This window comes from Lysobacter enzymogenes (assembly GCF_017355525.1).
GTDB lineage: Bacteria > Pseudomonadota > Gammaproteobacteria > Xanthomonadales > Xanthomonadaceae > Lysobacter > Lysobacter enzymogenes_C.
The window spans coordinates 5,905,511-5,919,783 of the sequence record NZ_CP067395.1; the positions used below are offsets into that span (position 1 = coordinate 5,905,511).

Genomic DNA, 14,273 nt, shown 5'->3' on the forward strand with positions numbered 1-14,273 from the left:
CCGATTATCGCCCAATCGGCGCCGCTCGGGCGAGCGCGATGTGCGGGGAGGCCGCCAAATCGTTCATGCCGCGATGGGATCGAAGCCGGGGTAGAAGTTTTCGCCGGCTTGCGCGGTGTCGACGCCCGGACGCGATGTCCTGAAGCCCTCTCCCGCTTGCGGGGTGAGGGGCTGCGCTTGCGAGCCATTGGCTCGCGCAGCACCGAACGCCCGAACGCTATGCGTTCGGGCCGGGGCGGGTTTGGGGTGAGGGCCGGGCTTCAGCGCGCCTCCGGCGCCGGACAATCCAGTGGCCGCATGCAGCTGCTGTAGCGATTGTCGCAGCCCTGCGCCTGCGTCGGCGACTCGGCATGCAGCAGGCAGCTCTCCCATTCGATGCGGCAACGCTCGCACTGCTCGACCTGGGCGGTCGCGGTCAGCGCGGCGGCGAAGCCGAACACGCCGAGGGCGACGGCGCCCAGGCGCAAGCGGCGGCGCGAGCGCGCTTGCGCGGCATGCGGATCGGCGGCGGGCGAAGTATTCGACAACGGGCGAAGATTCATTCGATGCGTCCTGTGCGTGGCGCCAGTCCTTCTGGCCGGGCCACGCTAGAGGCCGCCGGCCGCGCCCGGCAAGCCGCATCGCAGCATGCCGCGCTCAGTAGTGCTGCTGGCCGAGAAACGCCAGGATCGCGGCGAGTCCGCCGAAGAAAACCACGATCGCGATCACGCTGAGCACGGCGATGATGACCGAGGCCCAGCCGAGCACCAGGCCGGCGATGGCCAGGCCGTCGCCGTCGAGGCGGTCGGGCGCGCGGCGGATCTGCGAACGGGCCATGTGGCCGCTGACGATCGCCGCGAGGCTGCCGAGGAACGGCAGCAGGGTCCAGCCGAGCACGCCGGCGACGAGGCTGAAGATGGCGGTGCCGCTGGTCTGGCGAACGGGGCTTTGCATGGGGCGTTCCTGCGCGAAGTGATAGCTGTCACAGCATACGACGCGTCGGTACGCGGCGGCCAATGCGGGTTGGCGTCTGGAATGCGGTTGCGCGTGCGTCCGCTTGCGTCGGGACGAGCCTGCGTCGGCGCACGCATTCGTCGGCGCGCGGTTGCGCCGGCGCATGGCTGGGTCCGCGCGAGGTCGCGCCCAAGCGCGCTGACCGGCGCACGCGTCGCCTGCACTTGCGCCTGCATGCGCTGCGCCTGCATGTGCGCACGGGCCCGCGGATGCGCGTCCGCGGGCCCGTGCCGGCATCGCGCCGGGCGATCAGATGTCCGGCGGGAAGCTCAGCGGGCAGCCGTTGGCCCGTTCGCAATCCCAGAACGGATTGGCGCAGCTGTCGAAATCGCCGCCGGCGTTGCGGCAGGCGTAGTAGTCGTTCAAGCACTGGCCGCAGTTCGGGAAACCGGCGCTGGCGGTCAGCGCGGTGGCGAAGCCGAACACGGCCAGGGCCAGCGTGCCCAGGCGCAGGCCCAGGCGCGGAGTGCGGGTACGGACGTTCATGAGACCTCCTATGTCGTGACGAGGCAGATCGCGACGGCGACTGCCGGGATGCAACGGCGGGTACAGCGCGGTGCGCGCGGCCGGCGGCGGACGCGTCGCCGGCCGCGGATGCTTACGGATCGATCTGCGGCGGTTCCTCGCGCGCGCAGCGATAGACCTGCTGGCAGAAATACAGGTCGTTGACGCAGGAGTCGTGGTCGAAGCCGCTGGCGCGGCAGGCGTAATAGCCGTCCATGCAGCGCTGGCAGTCCTGCCCTGCAGCGGTGGCGGTAAGCGCGGCAGCGAAGGCGAACGCGGCGAAGGCGAGCGCGCTCAGGCGCGAGCGGGTGAACGAGGGACGCAGAGGCATGACTTCTTCCTGAGGTCGTATGTGGCGAGGGTGTGGGGCGTCGCTGCCGCATGCGCCGCCGTCGCGCGCATTGCGATGGCGAGCCGTCCGCGAATGCGGCGACCGCGGTCGCGCGCGGGGAGTTACGGCGGCGGCAGGCCGACCGGGCAGCCGCCGTCCATCTGGCAGTTCATGAAATTGTTCGAGCAGGTGCCGTAATCGTTGCCGCTGTAGTCGCGGCAGTAGTAATAGTCCTGCACGCAATGCAGGCACTGCGGCGGTTCGGCGCCGGCCGACAGCGCGGCGCCGAGGCCGAACGCGGCCACGGCGAAGGCGATCAGGCGCGCGCGGTTGCTACGGTTCCTTGTGTCCACAAGCGTCCCTCCTGTGTCGCCAGTCCGTCTGGCCCGGCCATCCTAGGCGCGCGCACGCGGCGGTATCGATATCGGCGTCGCGGTCCGCGCACGGCGGCGACGCGAACGGCCCGCGGATTCGCATCCGCGGGCCGCGGCGTCGACGTTCGCGCGCGGATTCAGTCCGGCGGGAAGGTCGGCTCGCAGCGATTGTCGATCTGGCACTGGAACAACTGGTCCATGCAACTGGGCTGCGCGTCGGGGGTGTTGTCCCGGCACTGGTAATAGCCCTGCAGGCAGTAGTCGCAGTTCGGCAGGCCGGCCGACGCGGTCAGCGCGGCGGAAAAACCGAATACGCCCAGGGCCACTGCGGTCAAACGGAACATGCGGCGTGACATCGCGAACGCTCCTTTTCCTGTCGCCAGTCCATCTGGCCCGTCGATGCTAGGCGCGCGCGGGCGTCCGGGTCATGTGCGGCCGCGGCGGAATTCACGCGGAGGATCACAGAACGCGGAGCCCGCTGCGGAGCGGCAGGCGTCGCGGCGGATGGGCCGTCCCCTCCTGAGGCGATGCCGCACGTACGGTCGGTAAATCGCGCGGCGAATTCGGCGGTTTCGCGTGCGCGAATTTCGGGCCGACCTGGCAACGCCGCAACCGCGCGAGCCGTTCGCCGCGCCAAACGCAACGAGGCGGCCGTCGCCGGCCGCCTCGCAGGTGTTTCGCACGAACCGCGCCGCAGCGCGACGCGATTACAGATCGAACTTGATGCCCTGGGCCAGCGGCAGCGCGTCGGAGTAGTTGATCGTGTTGGTCTGGCGGCGCATGTAGGCGCGCCATGCGTCCGAACCCGACTCGCGGCCGCCGCCGGTTTCCTTCTCGCCGCCGAACGCGCCGCCGATCTCGGCGCCGGAGGTGCCGATGTTGACGTTGGCGATGCCGCAGTCCGAACCGGCCGCCGACAGGAACGCTTCGGCCGCCTTGAGATTCGCGGTGAAGATCGACGAGGACAGGCCCTGCGGCACGTCGTTCTGCAACTCGATGGCGTCTTCGAGCTTGCTGAACTTCATCACGTACAGGATCGGCGCGAAGGTTTCGGTCTGCACGACTTCGGCGTCGTTGCTCAGGCCGGTGACGATCGCCGGCAGCACGAAGTTGCCCTTGCGGTCGATGCGCTCGCCGCCGGTCTCGACCTTGCCGCCGCTGGCCTTGGCCTTGGCGATCGCGTCCAGATACGCCTGCACGCCGTCCTGGCTGTTGAGCGGGCCCATCAGGTTGGCCGGGTCGGTCGGGTCGCCGATCTTCTTCTCGACCTGCTTGTACGCGGCGATCAGCTTGGCCAGCACGTCGTCAAAGATCGACTCGTGCACGAACAGGCGGCGGGTGGTGGTGCAGCGCTGGCCGGCGGTGCCGACCGCGCCGAACGCGATCGCCGGAATCGCCAGCTTCAGGTCGGCGCTGGCGTCGACGATGATCGCGTTGTTGCCGCCGAGTTCCAGCAGCGAACGGCCCATGCGGCGGGCGACGCGCTCGCCGACCTGGCGGCCGACCTTGGTCGAACCGGTGAAGCTGACCAGGCCGATGCGCTTGTCGTCGACGAAGTTCGAGGCCAGCTCGGTGCCGGCGTCGTTGAACAGGAAGAACAGATCGGGGAAGCCGCCGGCGCGCAGCGCCTCGTTGCAGATCTTCATCGACGCGATCGCCGACAGCGGGGTCTTCGGCGAGGGCTTCCAGATGGTGATGTCGCCGCAGATCGCCGCGATGAAGCTGTTCCAGGCCCACACCGCGACCGGGAAGTTGAACGCCGAGATCACGCCGACGAGGCCGAGCGGATGCCACTGCTCGTACATGCGGTGGCCGGGACGCTCGGAGTGCATGGTCAGGCCGTACAGCTGGCGCGACAGACCGACGGCGAAATCGCCGATGTCGATCATCTCCTGCACTTCGCCGTCGCCCTCGGGCTTGGACTTGCCCATCTCCAGCGCGACCAGCGAACCCAGCGCGTCCTTGTGCTTGCGCAGCGCGTCGCTGCACAGGCGGATCGCTTCGCCGCGGCGCGGCGCCGGGGTGGTGCGCCAAACCGCGAACGCGGCCTGGGCGCGGGCGACGATGGTGTCGTAGTCGGCCTGCGACGAGGCCTGCACGCGCGCCAGCACTTCGCCGTCGGTGGGATTGACGGGTTCCAGCACGCCGGCGTCGGCGGTCTTGGACCATTCGCCGTGGCCGAGGTAGGTGCCGGACTCGTTGTCTTTGAGTCCCAGGGCGGCGAGAACGGGGTGGGTCATACCGAAAGCTCCAGGTGGTGGCACGCCGGGGGGCGTGGCGCTTGGGTGAGGCGGGAAGGGAAAGGCGGGATAGGAGAGCGGGGTTGGGGAACTGCGGCGCGCGCGGAAGCGGCGCGACTCGCGCGCCATCGGGCGCGCTGCGGTGATGGGTGGCGACCCCGACACGATTCGAACGTGTGACCTTCCCCTTAGGAGGGGGATGCTCTATCCAGCTGAGCTACGGGGCCGGCTTTTTGAATCAATGGCTTATGCGGGTTCTCCGGGAGCCGGGCGGTTCCGGAGCCGGTCCGGTCCGTGCCGGGATGCGGCGCGGCGCCATCCGCCTATTGTAGCCACGAGCGGCGATCCGAGGTCAGGGGCCGCGCCGCCGGCCTGGGCGCAAGCCGCTGGGCCGAGCCAGACCGCTGGTGCGATCGCAAGAAGAAGCAGGAGCGGACGTTTTGTCCACGCGGCCGGGGAACGGCCCGGCGCCGGATGCCGGCGTCGCGGCGCCACTGCAATCCAGCGCCGCGCTGCCGCGGCGGCCGCGGCGCGTGGCGACGGTTCGACCCGGAGGTGATGCCGTTGGCCGGTCGATGACCGCCGCAGGTCAGGCCAATGGCGCTTTTACGTACGAAGAATGCGTACAAATTGCGCAAATCGGTGACCGGAATCGCATTTGTTCCGCGTTACACGGGAGATACATCTGGGATTTCCAGACAGCAAGGCGTCCGGACGGCCGATCCAGAGGGGGACGGTCGTGGACGTGGCGCGGGGTCGGGCGTTGCGCCCGTCCGCGCATTCGGGGCGCGCGTCGTGGGCAGGCGTCGCCAGAGGCAATGGGATGACCGGAACGCCGAGCGGCGATCCGTCAGGGGACAACATGATCGGTTCGATGGATGGGGCGGGGCGCGCGGGCGCGTCGGTGCGCGCGAGCGCGGGGTCGCGCGCGGGCGAGGGACGTCGCCGCGCGGCGTGGTGGGCGGCGTGGTTGCTGTTGCCGGGCCTCGGCCTGGCCGGCGCGGCGCAGGCGCAAAGCTGCGCGGTCGGCGAAACGCCGGCGGCGTTCGGCTTCACCGGCGGCGAGCAGACCATCAGCGTCCCGGCCGGCGTGCACTCGCTCACCGTGTACCTCAGCGGCGCCCAGGGCGGGGCCGGGCGCAGCGGCGCCGGCACCATCGGCGGCAGTCCCAATTCTCCCGGCGGCATCGGCGGCCTCGGCGGCCGCGTGCGCGGCACCCTGGCGGTGACGCCCGGCCAGGCCCTGTCGGTCTGGGTCGGCGGGCAAGCCTCGCAGGCGGTCAATCCCGGCGGCATCGGCCAGGGCGTCGACGGCATCGGCGGCGGCGCCACCGATCTGCGCGCCGGCGGCAACGGCATCGGCAACCGCGTCGCCATCGCCGGCGGCGGCGGTGGCGGCGGCAACGCCGGCTGGAGCACCACCAACGTGATCGCCGGCGGCACCGGCGGCGTCGGCGGCGGCGGTACCGGCGGCACCGGCGCGACCGTGCCCGGCGGCCCCGGCCCGTTCGGCGGCGGCGGCGGTACGGTCGGTACCGGCGGCGCCGGCGGTGCCGGTTGCAGCAACTTCCCGGCCACGGCCGGCAACGCCGCCAACGGCGACGGCGGCGATTCGTTCAATTTCTCCGGTTCCTTCAGCGGCGCCGGCTTCGGCGGCGGCGGCGGTGGCGGCGCCACGGTCGGCGCGGGCGGCGGCGGCGCGGGCGTGGGCACCACGGCCTGCCAGCAGAACTGGAACGGCGGCGGCGGCGGCGGCGCGGGCGGCAGCTCGGCCGCGACCGGACTGACCGGCGTGGTCTTCAACAACGGCGTGCAGACCGGCAACGGCGCGGCGCTGATCTGTTTCGCGTCGCCGACCTTCTCGGTCGGCGGCACCGCGGCCGGCCAGACCGGCCCGGTCACCCTGCAACTGGCCGCGACCAACCCGGCCGGCAGCCAGCAAGTCGTCGTGGCCCAGGCCGCGACCAGCTTCGTCTTCCCGACCCGCTTGCCGCAGGGCGCCAACTGGAACGTCAGCGTGCTCGGCGCGCCGGCCGGACAGATATGCACGGCGACCCCGGCCAGCGGCGCGGCGATCGCCGCGAACGTCACCAACATCGCGCTCGCGTGCACCACCGTGACCGTCACGGTGGCGCCGCCGACCTTGCCGAACGCCGCGCTCAACACGGCGTATTCGCAAACCCTCACGGCCAGCAGCGGCAACGGCGGCGCCGCGCCGTACACGTTCGCGGTCAGCGCCGGCGCCTTGCCGCCCGGGCTGGCCTTGTCGAACGCGGGCGTGCTGTCGGGTACACCGACCGCGGCCGGCTCGTTCAACTTCACCGTGCAGGCGACCTCCAGCAACAGCTTCAGCGGCACCCGCGCCTACACCTTGACGGTCGCCCAGGGCGCCCAGGCGATCACCGCCTTCGCCGCCAACCCGGCCGCGCCGACGTATGCGCCGGGCGGCACGTTCAGCGTCTCCGCGACCGGCGGCGCGTCCGGCAATCCGGTCGTGTTCGCCAGCGCCAGCCCGGCGGTCTGCGGCGTCGCCGGCAGCACCGTCACCACCGTCGCCGCGGGCGCGTGTGCGCTGACCGCCGACCAGGCCGGCAACGCCAACTACAGCGCTGCGCCGCAAGCCGCGCTGACCGTCAACATCGGCCAGGCTGCGCAGGCCATCGGCGGCTTCGCTTCGAACCCGGCTGCGCCGGTGTACGCCCCGGGCGGCACCTTCACCGTGTCTGCGAGCGGCGGCGCGTCCGGCAATCCGGTCACCTTCGCGAGCACCAGCGCCGGCGTGTGCACGATCAGCGGCAACACCGCGACGATCGTGTCGGCCGGCACCTGTGCGCTGACCGCCGACCAGGCCGGCAACGCCAACTACGCCGCGGCGCCGCAGGCGAGCTTCACCGTGAGCATCGGCGCGGCGACCCAGTCGATCAGCAACTTTGCGGCCAATCCGGCCACCCCGGTGTACGCGCCGGGCGGCAACTTCGCCGTCTCGGCCACGCCGGGCCTGTCGACCAGCCCGGTGGTGTTCGCCAGCGCCAGCCCGGCGGTGTGTACGGTCGCCGGCAGCACGGTGACCACGCTCGCCGCGGGCACGTGTTCGTTGACCGCGAACCAGGCCGGCGACGCCAACTACAGCGCTTCGCCGCAGGTGACGCTGGACGTGACCATCGCCCTGGCCGCGCAGTCCATCAGCAATTTCGCCGCGAATCCGGCCGCGCCGGTGTTCGCCGCCGGCGGCACCTTCAGCGTGTCGGCCACGCCCGGCGCCTCGACCAGCCCGGTCGTGTTCGCCAGCGCCAGCGCGGCGGTGTGTACGGTCAGCGGCAGCACCGTGACCATGCTCAGCGCGGGCCAGTGTTCGCTGACCGCGAACCAGGCCGCCGACGCCAACTACAGCGCGGCGCCGCAAGCGACGCTGGACGTGACCATCGGCGCCGCGGCGCAGACGATCAGCAACTTCGCCGCCAACCCGGCCGCGCCGGTGTACACGCCGGGCGGCAGCTTCAGCGTGTCGGCGACCGGCGGCCCGTCGGGCAATCCGGTGGTGTTCGCCAGCGCTTCGCCGGCGGTGTGTACGGTCAGCGGCAGCACGGTGAGCATGCTCGCCGCGGGCAATTGCGCCCTAACCGCCGACCAGGCCGGCAACGCCAACTACACCGCCGCGCCGCAAGTCGCGCTGCAGGTGCTGATCGGCGGCGCCACGCCGCAGCTGAGCTGGATCGGCGACATCGCCAAGACCTACGGCGAAGCCGCGTTCGACCTGCCGAACCCGAGCAGCAACAGCGCCGGCGCCTTCACCTTCGCCAGCGACAACACCGCGGTGGCCACCGTCAGCGGCCGCCGCGTGACCATCGTCGGCGCCGGCGTGGCCACGCTGACCGCGACCCAGGCGGCTACGCCCAATTACCTGCAAGGCAGCGTCAGCCTGGTGTTGACCGTGTCCGGCCGGCCCGACCCGACCCGCGACCCCAGCGTGGTCGGCGGCCTGCAGGCGCAGACCGACGCCGCGGTGCGCTTCGCCACGGCGCAGCAGTCCAACATCAACGACCGCCTGCGCCAGCAGCGCTACGCCGGCGCCAGCCGCACCAGCAACGGCATCGCGCTGAGCTACAACACCCGCGCCGGCGGCGGCATGTCGCTGAGCGGCCAGCAGATCGCGCAGATCGACGGCTCGCGCCTGCCGCAGGGCTGGGGCCTGTGGACGGCCGGCACCATCAGCAACGGCCAGCGCGACCGCAATGCGCGCAGCGACGGCTTCGACTTCCAGAGCGACGGCCTCACCGTCGGCGCCGACTGGCGCATCGGCGAGCGCTTCCTGCTCGGCGTGGCCGGCGGTTACGGCTGGAACGACAGCGACCTCGACGACGGCCGCTCCAAGCTCGAAGCGCGCCAGCGCGCGCTGTCGCTGTACGGCCTGTGGCGCCCGAGCGAACGCTGGTTCGTCGACGGCATCCTCGGCTGGGGCCGCCTGGACTACGACATCCGTCGTTTCAGCGCCACCGCCGGCGCGGTCGCCCGCGCCGACCGCGAAGGCGACCAGGTGTTCGGTTCGCTGACCGCCGGTTACGAGCACACCAGCGACGGCGGCGTGCTGCTGACCGGCTACGCGCGCCTGGACGGCAGCCGCACCAAGCTCGACGGCTACCGCGAAACCGGGCTGGGCATCTACGACCTGAGCTACGGCTCGCAGACCGTGGAAAACAGCGGCGCCGCGCTCGGCCTGGAAGGCAGCTTCCCGATCCTGACCACGCGCGGCAACCTGTTCCGCCCGTACTGGATGGTCGAGTACCGCGATGCATTGGAAGACCGCAGCGACGTGCGCCTGAACTACGTGGTGCTGCCGAACGCCAGCGACTACCTGCTGCGCCTGCGCAGCTACGGCGACAACGCGCTGAGCTATGGCGCAGGCATCGACATGGAACTGGCGCGGCGCTGGCGCCTGTCGTTGCTGCTGCGCCGCCAGCACGCCAGCGGGCTGGATTCGGACACCAGCTTCGGCGTGTTGCTGTCGTACTCGCCGGGCAGCGCCGGCAACGGCCTGTCGGCCGCTGCGGCGTCGGTCGACGGCGTGGCCGCGAACCAGACCGGCGCGCAGGCGACCGGCAGCGCCGACGGCGGTCGCTGAGGCGATCGCGCACCGCCCGGAGCGAAGTTCCGGGCGGTGCAGGGCCTTCGCGATCGGCTCGCGAGCAGTCGCGGCTTGAAGCGCGAGCGGCGAAACCCGTCGCCGTCGCGCTCACCGAATCCTTACATCTGCGCCGCGCGGCTTGGCTATGCTGCGCCCGGCCCGTTTTCGCCAGCGGCGCGGAACGGATCCGCGCACGGGCCGCTACCGCGGACGCCCCCGCTGTCCGCGCAGATGCCGAACAAGGAGCTTTCGCCATGCCGCATCCCGCTTCCTCCGCCCGCCTCGCGCTCGCCGTTTTCGCCCTGCTTGCCGCCGGCGCCGCCCAGGCGCAGAGCGACGCCGAAGTCTATGAATCGGCCATCGCCCAATCCGCCAGCGTGTGCCCCGGCCATTCGAAGGAACGCACCACGCCCGGCGTGCGCGCGGTCCCGGTCGGCGCGCTGCGCGTACTGGCGCAGCATCGCTATACGATGTGCCCCGACCGCCGCCTCGACAAAGCCACGCCGGCGGTGTGGTACGGCAAGGCCGGCGTGTTCGCCTGGAATCCCGAGGTCGAAGGCGCGGCGAAGCTGATCGCCCGCCAAGTCGACGCGATGACGCGCAAGCAGGAATTCCCGGTCGAAACCGTGGTGTGGAAGGCCGACGGCAGCGCGGCCACGGGCGCGGTGGTGCCGATGTTCGAAGCGCGCCCGCGGCCGGCGGGTTCGTAACGCGCGGTTGCGCGCGGGCGCGGCCCAGGCCGCGTCCGCGTCGCGGGCCGAGGATGTTGCGTATCCGGGCCGTTGCGCACTGGAGTGGCTGACAACGACGCCGGGCCTGGCCTATCGTCGCGGCTCACGCACCGCCGCGCGCCGCGCCCCGAGCATGCTGGAACAAGCCGACCTGCTGATCGCCCTGCTGACCCGCGTCCGCCTGGAAGCGCGGTTCGTGTGCGACACCGATTCGCAGCAGCGCTGGCAGTCGGCGCCCGCCGCGACGGCCAACGGCATGTTCGTGTACGCCGTGCGCGGCGCGGTCGAGCTCGACCACGACGGCCGTTCGCTGAGGTTGCAGCAAGGCGATCTGGCGCTGTTTCCGCATAGCGTGGCCGAGTGGCTGGCGAAGCTCGATGCCTCGGCTTCGTTGCCGGCGGCGTTGCTGCGCCGCTCCTGCGCGGCAACTGAGCAGGGCGCCATTGCGCCGCGCGTGCTCTGCGCCGGCCTGCATTACGACGCCGCCAGCGCGATGCCGCTGTGCCGGCTGTTTCCGCCGGCGATGGTGGTCGAGGCCGCGGCCGTCGCCGCCGAGCCGATGCTCAGCCACGCGTTGCGCGGCTTGAGCCAGGAACTCGAACGCGCGAGCGCGCTGCGCAATCCGGTGCTGCTGCGCGCCTTGGAGCTGATCTACAGCCTCGGCCTGGAGCGCGCCGTCGCCGGCCGCGAACGCGACGGCGACGACGATGGCGCCAGCGCGCTGCGCGATCCGCGCATCGCCCGTTGCCTGTACTACATGTACACCCACTTCGCCGAAAAATGCTCGCTGGAAGAACTGGCGGCGCACGCCGGCCTGTCGAAATCGGCGTTGTCGGCGCGCTTCGCCGCCTTGGTCGGCGAGCCGCCGGCGCGGCATCTGGCGCGCATCCGCGTGGCCGAGGCGCGGCGCCTGTTGCGCGGCACCGAGCTGTCGCAGGAAACGGTGGCGCAGCAGGTCGGCTACGCCTCGGTGGTCGGGATGCATCTGGCGTTCCGGACCATCGCCGGCGAAACCCCGGGCGCGGCGCGCCGAAGCGCCGGCTGATCGGTTCGTTGCGCCGGTCGCGGCCGTGGACGATCGTTTAAGCGGCCAGCACTCGGCTTAATTGTGGCGACATCGCGTCGCGTCTAAATTTTTCCGGGCCCGAAGCCCGCGCCGAAATCGCCGGCCTTCGGCCCATCGCCATCGCGCGCCTCCAGCACAAGCCCAGTCGCAGGCCCGAACGCCGGCGAACGGACGCGTGTTCCTTTTCGATTCCCCGACGGATCCGCCCATGAACCATCCCACGCTTCGCACCCTCGGCGGCGCCGCCGCTCCGCGCTCGCTCGCTGCCGGCCGCACCGCGCTGTTGGTCATCGATTTCCAGAACGAATACTTCAGCGGACGCCTGCCGATTCCCGACGGCGCCGCGGCGTTGAGCAACGCGCAGAAGCTGATCGCGCACGCCGACGCCCACGGCCTGCCGGTCTTCCACATCCAGCACGTGACGCCGCCGCAGGCGCCGGTGTTCGCCGAACACAGCGACGGCGTGCACTTCCACGAACGGCTGCAACCGGCCGCGAACCATCGCGTGGTGCGCAAGACCTCGGTCAGCGTGTTCGCCAGCACCGACATCGAGCATCAGCTCAAGCAGGCCGGCGTCGACACGCTGGTGATCGCCGGCCTGATGACCCACGCCTGCGTCGCCGGCGCCGCGCGCGACGCGGTGCCGCTGGGTTTCGAAGCCATCGTCGCCGGCGATGCGTGCGCGACGCGCGACCTCGACACCGCCGACGGCAGCGTGCTGCCGCATGCGGACTTGCACCGCGCCGCGTTGGCGTCGATCGCCGACACTTTCGGCGAGATCCTGCGCACCGATCAGGTGTTGGCGTTGCCTGTGGACTGAGCGCGCGGATTCGCGGCGCCGCTGCGGCCGGACCGGCGGCGCGGCGCCTGCGCGCCGCCGCTCGCGCATCGTGCTAGCCTGCGGGCGCATCGGGCCCGCGCCCGCATGGACGCCCGGCCGCGCCGGGCCGCGAACGGACTTCGAGGCGCCCGCATGAACTACCCGACCTTCACCGCCGATATCGCCAAGGGCAAAGTCCTGCTGGCGAGCGCGTTCCTGCTCGCGCTGGGCATCGGATGCGCGTATCTGCTGCTGCGCGGCCCCGACCCCGACAGCCTGCGCTCGTTCCTGCGCGATCCGCGCATCTTCTATCCGATGACCGCGCTGGGCTGCGTGCTGGGCTTGGGCCTGGCCGCGCTCGGCGCGATCAAGGTCCGCGGCGGCAGTCCGCTCAAGGCCGGTCCTGAAGGGCTGGACTTGAACGGTACGATCCGGATCAAGTGGAGCGACATCGCGGGTGTGCAAGCCCATGCCGACATCACCGGTTCCGGCTTGCGCGGCTACAAGATCCTGCTCAAGGATCCCGAGCGGTTCCTGGCCGCGCATCGCGATCATCGCTACTACAAGCGTATGGCGTCCACGCATTCCACTGTCGGTACGCCGGTGCTCGTTTACACCAACGGCCTGCGCTTCGACGAGCGCAAGTTCGAGCAAGTAGTGGCGCATTACCTCGGCGTCGGCAACTCCCTGTAGGAGCGGCGCAAGCCGCGACCGCGCCGCCGCAGTCGCGACGCAACCTTGCAACTCCGCGGTCGCGACTCGCGTCGCTCCTACAGGGGTTGCGGGTTGCGCCGCGGATTTCCCGTCAACCGTCGGCCGAGCGCGTGACCACCAACTTGTCGACGATCGCGTTGTACAACGACGCGACGAACTCGGCATCGCCGCCGGTATCCTCGCTCATGGCGTACTGCCCGCTGGCGAGCATCCCCGCGGCGAGATGCGCCGCGATCTGTTCGGCTTTTTCGCGATTCATATCAATCTCCACTCAGTCAGTGCGCGGGATCGCCGCGCCGCGCCGACGGCGCGTGCAGGCAGCCTACGCCCGCACCGGCCCGCACGGGTTTGCGCAAATGGAATGGTTCGGGCCAGCGGTGTCGTTCGGGCAGGGTGGGCAAGGCGGCCTCGCCAGAGTCGGCAAGGTGGACGGTTGGATGAGCCCGCGGCGGTGGACCTGCAGGCTTCTGCCTGCGGCATGCGAGGCTTTCTTTTGGAGATCGATGCCCGGCACGAGATTGGGTACGGCCGAAAGCGCCGGTGGATCCTTCCAGCGGCCAACGCGGCGCAAGTACGATAGCGTTCAGAGCGAATCGAGCCGTTCGCACAGCATGCGATAGCGCGTTTCGCCGACTCCCAGCGCCCGCAACCAGTTGGCGAAATACTGCGCCAACACGTCCGAACGCGGATGAGCGCCCAGGTGATAGCGCTCGAAGTCCTTGCGGTTCTGGACTTTGTCGGCGATCAGCATTTGGTTGACTTCAGCCAGCGGGCTGAGCGCTATGACGTCGTCGGGGCCGGTGCAGTGCTGGGACAGATAGGCATTGGCGACGCGGCGGTACTCCATCGCCAGGGCGACCGCGCCTGGGTCGGGAGCGTGGCGGTACAGCGTCGAATCGGGCAGCAAGGAGAGGCGCAGCGAATCGTCGTCCTGCAGCAACGGATGCAGGCAATAGCCCTGCATCGCCCGCAGCGGCGCGCCGATGGCCAGCAGCACCGCAAGTCCTTCGTCGATATGCCGGAGCAGCTTCACGCCGCTGCGTGCGGCGGTGCGCTCGCCGTAATGAGCGGCGATGGCGAGGTAATGAGGATCCTGCGGGTCGATCGCGCCGCGATGCAGAGGCGTGGGCTGATAAGTCAGCAGCCGGTCGGCGATCTGTTCGGGCGTCAGTTCGGGATCGTGATGGAAGATCAGGTCGCTGGCGCCCGACATCGGCGACAGCCGATCCAGTTGTTCCAGCGCCTCGTCGATGTCCGCTTCGCTGCCGTCGCAGTCGGCGATTTTTCTGATCAGGGCGATCAAGCGCTCGCGTTCGAGCATGACGCGTGTCTCTCGGAAGCTCCGTGCCCGGCGAGTCCAGGCACGGTTCGCAACGGC

The 14,273-nt window shown here is 70.8% G+C and carries 14 protein-coding genes and 1 tRNA gene; 5 read left to right on the forward strand and 10 right to left on the reverse strand.

The window, feature by feature from the left end; translation table 11 throughout:
* Window positions 1-260: 260 nt before the first annotated feature.
* The 8 genes from JHW38_RS25090 to JHW38_RS25125 all read right to left on the reverse strand — a co-directional run bounded on the left by JHW38_RS25090 (window position 261) and on the right by JHW38_RS25125 (window position 4,669).
* Window positions 261-542 carry a hypothetical protein gene (locus JHW38_RS25090; protein ID WP_207523978.1) on the reverse strand — a complete coding sequence of 94 codons (282 nt, stop codon included), beginning with the start codon at window positions 540-542 and terminating at the stop codon, window positions 261-263.
* Between the two features lie 94 nt (window positions 543-636).
* On the reverse strand, window positions 637-933 hold the full coding sequence (locus tag JHW38_RS25095) for a DUF4190 domain-containing protein (RefSeq protein ID WP_207523979.1): 297 nt from the start codon (window positions 931-933) through the stop codon (window positions 637-639).
* Between the two features lie 309 nt (window positions 934-1,242).
* Window positions 1,243-1,479, reverse strand: coding sequence for a hypothetical protein (locus JHW38_RS25100; RefSeq protein ID WP_207523980.1), 237 nt, complete (start codon window positions 1,477-1,479; stop codon window positions 1,243-1,245).
* A gap of 112 nt (window positions 1,480-1,591) precedes the next feature.
* Window positions 1,592-1,828, reverse strand: coding sequence for a hypothetical protein (locus JHW38_RS25105; protein WP_207523981.1), 237 nt, complete (start codon window positions 1,826-1,828; stop codon window positions 1,592-1,594).
* A 122-nt stretch (window positions 1,829-1,950) separates the two neighbouring features.
* Window positions 1,951-2,181 carry a hypothetical protein gene (locus tag JHW38_RS25110; RefSeq protein WP_207523982.1) on the reverse strand — a complete coding sequence of 77 codons (231 nt, stop codon included), beginning with the start codon at window positions 2,179-2,181 and terminating at the stop codon, window positions 1,951-1,953.
* Window positions 2,182-2,339: 158 nt separating this feature from the next.
* Entirely contained in the window at window positions 2,340-2,558 is a 219-nt protein-coding gene (locus JHW38_RS25115; RefSeq protein ID WP_139174976.1) for a hypothetical protein, read from the reverse strand.
* Between the two features lie 351 nt (window positions 2,559-2,909).
* Window positions 2,910-4,442, reverse strand: coding sequence for an L-piperidine-6-carboxylate dehydrogenase (gene amaB, locus JHW38_RS25120; protein ID WP_207523983.1), 1,533 nt, complete (start codon window positions 4,440-4,442; stop codon window positions 2,910-2,912).
* A 150-nt stretch (window positions 4,443-4,592) separates the two neighbouring features.
* Window positions 4,593-4,669: transfer RNA gene (locus tag JHW38_RS25125), tRNA-Arg, on the reverse strand.
* A 635-nt stretch (window positions 4,670-5,304) separates the two neighbouring features.
* Between JHW38_RS25125 and JHW38_RS25130 the strand changes: the two genes are divergently transcribed.
* The 5 genes from JHW38_RS25130 to JHW38_RS25150 all read left to right on the forward strand — a co-directional run bounded on the left by JHW38_RS25130 (window position 5,305) and on the right by JHW38_RS25150 (window position 12,874).
* Entirely contained in the window at window positions 5,305-9,561 is a 4,257-nt protein-coding gene (locus tag JHW38_RS25130) for an autotransporter domain-containing protein (protein ID WP_207523984.1), read from the forward strand.
* 257 nt (window positions 9,562-9,818) lie between these two features.
* Complete coding sequence (locus JHW38_RS25135; RefSeq protein WP_242691095.1) at window positions 9,819-10,274, forward strand: hypothetical protein; 456 nt, start codon at window positions 9,819-9,821, stop codon at window positions 10,272-10,274.
* Between the two features lie 154 nt (window positions 10,275-10,428).
* The gene (locus tag JHW38_RS25140) at window positions 10,429-11,340 is read left to right on the forward strand and encodes a cupin domain-containing protein (protein ID WP_207523985.1); all 912 of its coding nucleotides are present in this window, start codon (window positions 10,429-10,431) and stop codon (window positions 11,338-11,340) included.
* Between the two features lie 229 nt (window positions 11,341-11,569).
* On the forward strand, window positions 11,570-12,181 hold the full coding sequence (locus JHW38_RS25145) for a cysteine hydrolase family protein (protein WP_207523986.1): 612 nt from the start codon (window positions 11,570-11,572) through the stop codon (window positions 12,179-12,181).
* Between the two features lie 153 nt (window positions 12,182-12,334).
* Window positions 12,335-12,874 carry a hypothetical protein gene (locus JHW38_RS25150; RefSeq protein WP_207523987.1) on the forward strand — a complete coding sequence of 180 codons (540 nt, stop codon included), beginning with the start codon at window positions 12,335-12,337 and terminating at the stop codon, window positions 12,872-12,874.
* Between the two features lie 112 nt (window positions 12,875-12,986).
* On the opposite strand, the gene JHW38_RS25155 is transcribed toward JHW38_RS25150, so the two are convergent.
* The gene (locus tag JHW38_RS25155; protein WP_207523988.1) at window positions 12,987-13,154 is read right to left on the reverse strand and encodes a hypothetical protein; all 168 of its coding nucleotides are present in this window, start codon (window positions 13,152-13,154) and stop codon (window positions 12,987-12,989) included.
* Window positions 13,155-13,478: 324 nt separating this feature from the next.
* A complete protein-coding gene (locus JHW38_RS25160) occupies window positions 13,479-14,216 on the reverse strand; it encodes a hypothetical protein (RefSeq protein ID WP_207523989.1) in 738 nt (245 codons plus the stop codon).
* Between the last annotated feature and the right edge of the window lie 57 nt (window positions 14,217-14,273).

Excerpts from the sequence above, each read along its gene's own strand:
- JHW38_RS25090 (WP_207523978.1), bottom strand. The coding sequence starts at position 542 with ATGAATCTTCGCCCGTTGTCGAATACTTCGCCCGCCGCCGATCCGCAT.
- JHW38_RS25095 (WP_207523979.1), bottom strand. The coding sequence starts at position 933 with ATGCAAAGCCCCGTTCGCCAGACCAGCGGCACCGCCATCTTCAGCCTC.
- JHW38_RS25100 (WP_207523980.1), bottom strand. The coding sequence starts at position 1,479 with ATGAACGTCCGTACCCGCACTCCGCGCCTGGGCCTGCGCCTGGGCACG.
- JHW38_RS25105 (WP_207523981.1), bottom strand. The coding sequence starts at position 1,828 with ATGCCTCTGCGTCCCTCGTTCACCCGCTCGCGCCTGAGCGCGCTCGCC.
- JHW38_RS25115 (WP_139174976.1), bottom strand. The coding sequence starts at position 2,558 with ATGTCACGCCGCATGTTCCGTTTGACCGCAGTGGCCCTGGGCGTATTC.
- amaB (WP_207523983.1), bottom strand. The coding sequence starts at position 4,442 with ATGACCCACCCCGTTCTCGCCGCCCTGGGACTCAAAGACAACGAGTCC.
- JHW38_RS25130 (WP_207523984.1), top strand. The coding sequence starts at position 5,305 with ATGATCGGTTCGATGGATGGGGCGGGGCGCGCGGGCGCGTCGGTGCGC.
- JHW38_RS25135 (WP_242691095.1), top strand. The coding sequence starts at position 9,819 with ATGCCGCATCCCGCTTCCTCCGCCCGCCTCGCGCTCGCCGTTTTCGCC.
- JHW38_RS25140 (WP_207523985.1), top strand. The coding sequence starts at position 10,429 with ATGCTGGAACAAGCCGACCTGCTGATCGCCCTGCTGACCCGCGTCCGC.
- JHW38_RS25145 (WP_207523986.1), top strand. The coding sequence starts at position 11,570 with ATGAACCATCCCACGCTTCGCACCCTCGGCGGCGCCGCCGCTCCGCGC.
- JHW38_RS25150 (WP_207523987.1), top strand. The coding sequence starts at position 12,335 with ATGAACTACCCGACCTTCACCGCCGATATCGCCAAGGGCAAAGTCCTG.
- JHW38_RS25155 (WP_207523988.1), bottom strand. The coding sequence starts at position 13,154 with ATGAATCGCGAAAAAGCCGAACAGATCGCGGCGCATCTCGCCGCGGGG.
- JHW38_RS25160 (WP_207523989.1), bottom strand. The coding sequence starts at position 14,216 with ATGCTCGAACGCGAGCGCTTGATCGCCCTGATCAGAAAAATCGCCGAC.